4 protein-coding genes and 1 pseudogene are annotated in these 4,683 nt (G+C 66.8%); 1 reads left to right on the top strand and 4 read right to left on the bottom strand.

Annotated features, from left to right (window positions below):
• The 4 genes and pseudogenes from ACFQ50_RS24355 to ACFQ50_RS24370 form a co-directional block, all read right to left on the bottom strand.
• Positions 1-751, bottom strand: a pseudogene (locus ACFQ50_RS24355) (hypothetical protein); the annotation flags it as partial.
• A 133-nt stretch (positions 752-884) separates the two neighbouring features.
• Positions 885-1,745: an NAD-dependent epimerase/dehydratase family protein gene (locus ACFQ50_RS24360; protein ID WP_377998203.1), complete on the bottom strand. Its 861-nt coding sequence runs from the start codon at positions 1,743-1,745 to the stop codon at positions 885-887.
• 47 nt (positions 1,746-1,792) lie between these two features.
• Positions 1,793-2,692: a nuclease-related domain-containing protein gene (locus tag ACFQ50_RS24365; RefSeq protein ID WP_377998204.1), complete on the bottom strand. Its 900-nt coding sequence runs from the start codon at positions 2,690-2,692 to the stop codon at positions 1,793-1,795.
• Between the two features lie 142 nt (positions 2,693-2,834).
• Positions 2,835-3,815, bottom strand: coding sequence for an MSMEG_6728 family protein (locus ACFQ50_RS24370; RefSeq protein WP_377998205.1), 981 nt, complete (start codon positions 3,813-3,815; stop codon positions 2,835-2,837).
• Positions 3,816-3,982: 167 nt separating this feature from the next.
• Between ACFQ50_RS24370 and ACFQ50_RS24375 the strand changes: the two genes are divergently transcribed.
• Positions 3,983-4,609, top strand: coding sequence for a hypothetical protein (locus ACFQ50_RS24375; RefSeq protein WP_377998206.1), 627 nt, complete (start codon positions 3,983-3,985; stop codon positions 4,607-4,609).
• Positions 4,610-4,683 lie beyond the last annotated feature (74 nt).

Genomic DNA, 4,683 nt, shown 5'->3' on the forward strand with positions numbered 1-4,683 from the left:
TTCGGTGGTGCTGATCCGGAGCCGGGTGCGGAGGAACTCGGCGGTGTTCCTGGCCCCGTCGTCGGCCGGGGACCAGGCCACCGGGCTGGCGGGGGGGTGCCGGCGTGGCGGTGCCTGCGCCGTCTGCCGTGGTGCCGGGGGCCGTGGCGTTGGGGGTGTCGGTATCAGAGGAGACTGCGGCGGCCGTGGCGCTGGCGGGTTCAGCGGTGCTGGCCGCGGCGGGTTCGGGTTCGGGTTCGGGGTCGGTGCCCCAGCCTGTGGTCCAGCCGGCGGTGCGGCTGGCTGTTCCGGCGGCGGTGATCGCCTCGGCCCGGGTCCGGTCCACCGCAGCGGCGGCCTGCAGCTGGAGGTATTCGACCCGGCGGGAGAGTTCCTCGGTCAGTTCCGCGAAATCGGCCGCCTGGAGGAAGTTGGCAGCGGCCAGTTCCTCGGGCGCCGCAGCGGTGGCCGACTCAAGCAGCGCCAGGGACGCCTGCAGATCGGGAGTGGCACGCGCCGGCGACGCCGGCTCAGCGGATGCTTGGACGGCGGAACCGGAACCCGCCGCGAACCCGGCGGGAGCCCCGCCGTCGGACGCCGGGGCGTCAGAACGGAACCCGGCGGCAGCACCGCCGTCGGACGTGTCCTTTGCTGGGGTGCCAGCGCCGGGAACGCTGCGTAGCCCGCGGCCGCGCAGCAGGGCAGCAGCACTCAGGCCAGAGACGTCAGTCCCCGCTGAGCTGTTCGCTCCATGCTCCCCAATGGCTTCCATGGGTCTACTTTGTCAGCGGGGTGTGACATTTTTAGGGGTGAGGGGGTCACTTCGGGCCAAAAGGAAAAAGTTTTTGAAAAAAAGTTTTGCGCCCTGGCCGCTTCGGCCGCACCTCATCCGCGAGGGCTATGACTCAGGGGTGGCGCACTCCGACGCCGGCCAGAATGTCGCGGTAGCCCTCGCGGAAGGATGGGTACCTGTAAGAGAACCCTGTTCCCCGAAGCAGCGCGTTGCTGCACCGTTTGTTGCCGCCTCGTGCGTCGCCCATGGACCCTGTCGGCGGGACGTCCAACCCCAATTCAGCAGCCAGAAACCCTAGAACGTCGCCCAACTCGGCAGGATCGTTGTCCACGCCCAGATACACCGGCGCCGGCGCGTCAGGCGTGCTGAGCAAATGCACGATGGCAGCCGCGGCGTCGTCGCGGTGGATGCGGTTCGTGTAGCGCGGCTGGTCCGGAATGACGGCGGAGCCGGTTCGGACCTGGTTGATGAGCCTGGTGCGGCCGGGCCCGTAAATTCCGCCAAGCCTGAGCACTACGGGTGAGGTCCCGGTTCCATCGAGCCGCTTCAGCAGCAGCTCCTCGGCTTCGCGCATGATGCGGCCCGAGAATCCGGCGGGTTCCGGCGTCGTGGATTCATCGATCCACCAGCCTCCAGCGTCGCCGTACACGGCCGTGGACGAGACGAACAGGACGCGTTCGGGCGTCACATGGTCGCGTTCGAGGGCGTCGAGGACATGGGCAACACCCTCTACGTACGCGCTCCGGTATGCCTTTTCAGTAGGCGCATCCGCGGCCACTGCAATGACGACGGCGGTCGTGTCCGCCGGGACAGGCGGCAGTTCGGCGGTGCTTAGGTTCGCCGCGGCGCCCTCGATCTCAGGCGGCAGTTTGTCCGGTGAACGGCGCCAGCCCACAACGCGGTGCCCCGCTGCGGAGAACTGCAGGCCCGCCTCGGTTCCGAGGTCGCCGCAACCGGCGAGAAGGATAGTCATATCGGCCAGTCTGCCATCTCAGCGAGCCGACGCTGGAATGCCCCTATTCATCTGGACGGGACAGGCTGGACCAGCGAGGGCGAGGGGCGAGGCGCGACAGGCGGCTGCCTTTGAGCGTGCGGCCATGCATTGAGCAACAGGCCTAGGACAAAGATGGCCAATGCAAGGTAGAACAGTGCCGCGAGACAGCCCGTAGGCCTGCTGCGGGCTGTCCTTTTCCTGCGGGAATTGTGTGGCGCAGTCGTGGCGTGCTGCCGGGACCGCCGGCTCTCCAAAGCAACGGCCGGCCCGGAAGCAAGGTCAAGGTCGGCGGGTCCCGCATTCCAGTCTTTCGTGGTCAGCAGGGGCGGACTAGTCTCTCCGGACAGCAGGCCCAGCAGGTAGTCGTGAATCACCTGCACGGTGGCCGGGTCGAGCGCAGCCGGCATTGCTTCCAGGGAGCGGCCGAGTCTCGCAAGGCCTCTTATACTCACACCGCTGCCGGCGACGCTGTCCAGGTCTGGCTGGTCGACCATGCACAACCAAGCCTGAACGAGCCGGCGATGTTGAGGTTCCAGGAGCGCTGCTACCGCCGCCCCCTGTTCCGCCACGGCGGAGACGGCCCGGTCCCTGGAGGAACCGTTTTGGCGCAGAACGCCATTTCGAACTTCGACCTCGCCGGACCAGTTCTTTGCGTCGATCACAATGACGCCGCCGGGCCCAACCAATATGTGATCCAGATTCGCCTTCGGCCGGCCGGGCCAGTGGACATCATGCAGGGCGAGCCACCCCTGCGAAGCTAGCCCGTCCAGGACCTGTCCGACGAGTGCTTCCCCCGCCGCGCCTTTGGCCCAGGCTCTCTCCGTCTGCTCGGCCTGTTCTAACTGCTGCCTGAGCTTTGCTACGCGCTCACCTGCCAGCCGTGCCTGCTCGGCCGCTCCTTCGCCTGCCAATTCTGAATCCCCCAATTCGCACTGCTCCCGCGGTCCCGCGGGTCACATGGCAACTGTATGCGACGGATGCGAATCCTCTCGCCATGGCTGCCTGCCGGGCCCCGTGAGTAGCACCCTGAGCAGCCGGAGCATCGGCGAGGGACAGCAATCCGCCGGCTCAGAGCGCCGGGACGGGGAAGAAGACGCGGGGGTCCTGCAGGAGCGCCGGGTAGTCGAACTCCGACCGGTCGATGATGTCAGTGACCTGGAAGTTGCGGCCGAAGCGCCCGTCGTCGAGCGTGATGGGACGGCCCACGACCATTCCGACGGCGAACTTGTTGCCGCCGTCGAAGGGGACAGCCACCGGCGACTTGCCGGGAAGCGTTGAGAAGGCCGCCTCCTGGCGCTGCCGCTTCCGCGACGGCTTCTTCACGAGCGGCTTGGCCGGGGCCTTTTTGGCCACCTTGGCTGGGCGGCGCGAAGTTTCCTGCGCATAGACAAATTGGTACTCGTCGTCGCCGGAATCCCGGGTGCCGCCCGAACCGGCACCGGCGCCGGATGAAGCGCCAGAACCGGCGCCGCCTCCCGGGCCTGCAGCAGCGGAAGCCGCCCGGCCCACGGCGGGAAGCCCAACCTTGTCCAGCTGCTCGGGATCGCCGTGGCCGACGTGCTCGCGGAGGATCCAGAGAACCTCACCCTCTGGGTCCTCCGGCAGGAACTCGTGCCGGGGCTCCGGCCAGACGTACTCCAGGCCACGCTCGGTGCCGGGGAACACCCCTTCATAGAATTGCGGATCCTTGCGGATCAGGTTGGAGCGGTGGCTCAAATGGAATTCGGGGTCGCCGAGCCACGGCGGAAGCAGGATCTTGGCCGCGTAGTCGGGGTGCGCGGCCTGCGGGGCGAACTCGCGGATGTTGTCGCGGGTGGTGTCGTCAAAGCCGCGCTTGGTCCATTCGTCCACCATGGCCAGGCCGTACAGGGTGAGCGCAGGAACGTGCCCCATCCACATACGGATGGCGGGGTGTGACTGCCATCCGTATTCCGGGATGACCAGCGCGCGGAGTGTCTGCAGCGCTTCTACGCGCTGCTTGCCGAGCCGGGGGGCGTCCAGCGCGGCCGCGCTTTGCCGGAAATCGGGATAGGGAAGGAAGGTTTGCATCCCTTCAGTCTGCCGTCCCTGACGCCCTGTGCCAATTGAAGTGCCGGACGGCACAACCAGGGGCCAAAAATGGACACCCGGGTGTTCACATAGTGGACCCATGCATACGGATGGTTGATTAATCCACTAAGATATCCGAAACCTCAACAGCGTCTGGAAGCCAACTCATGACTCTTACCTCTCCCGCGCCCCTGTCCTCCGCCCCCGCGGAGGCGAATTCACATGCGTCACAGGAGCCTCAGCTGTTCGTTCCGAAGTACGGCCAAATGCTGGGCGCCGACGCGAACGGGATCCTCGTTCTCGACGAGTTTACTCTGGACCCGGCGGCTGCGCGCAAGGATCAGCACCGTTTCCGTACCGCGCTTGCTTCCGTTGCGCTGACCCTGCGCCGGCTCGTCGCCCTGCGCGTTTTCATCGCAGTGGTGGCCATCGCCAACCTGCCGCTCTTCCTGATGTCCACCGGCTGGTGGATCTACGCCGTCTCGCTGGCCCTGGTGATCGGCGTCCACGCCGCCGTGAACTGGCTGAACAAGCACGAGCCGCGCGTCAAGCAGCGCCACGAACTTGAGCTGCACCTGCACCGCGAACGCAGCGACAACTACCGCAAAGTGCGCGACGCCGTGAAGTTCGTCGTCGACAGCCCTGCCCGCGTCAACGAGCACCTCTACCTTGAGCTGCTGCACGCCAAGCGCGTTGCCCTGCACCTCGCATCCGGCACCGTTGCCCTCCTGGACACCAGCGACGACGCTGCCTGGAAGGTGCGCATCGTCCGGGAGCTTCCCGCTGCGGGCTAAGGCCGAAAACTGACGGTTCCAGCCGTCGCACTGTAGAGAGTTAAGAACGACGCCGGGCGTCCCCACTCAGGGGG

This window comes from Arthrobacter sp. NPDC056493 (assembly GCF_042795115.1).
GTDB lineage: Bacteria > Actinomycetota > Actinomycetes > Actinomycetales > Micrococcaceae > Arthrobacter.

What these genes read in the sequence shown, in the direction of transcription:
- ACFQ50_RS24375 (WP_377998206.1), top strand. Translation starts at nt 3,983, where the DNA reads ATGACTCTTACCTCTCCCGCGCCCCTGTCCTCCGCCCCCGCGGAGGCG.
- ACFQ50_RS24370 (WP_377998205.1), bottom strand. Translation starts at nt 3,815, where the DNA reads ATGCAAACCTTCCTTCCCTATCCCGATTTCCGGCAAAGCGCGGCCGCG.
- ACFQ50_RS24360 (WP_377998203.1), bottom strand. Translation starts at nt 1,745, where the DNA reads ATGACTATCCTTCTCGCCGGTTGCGGCGACCTCGGAACCGAGGCGGGC.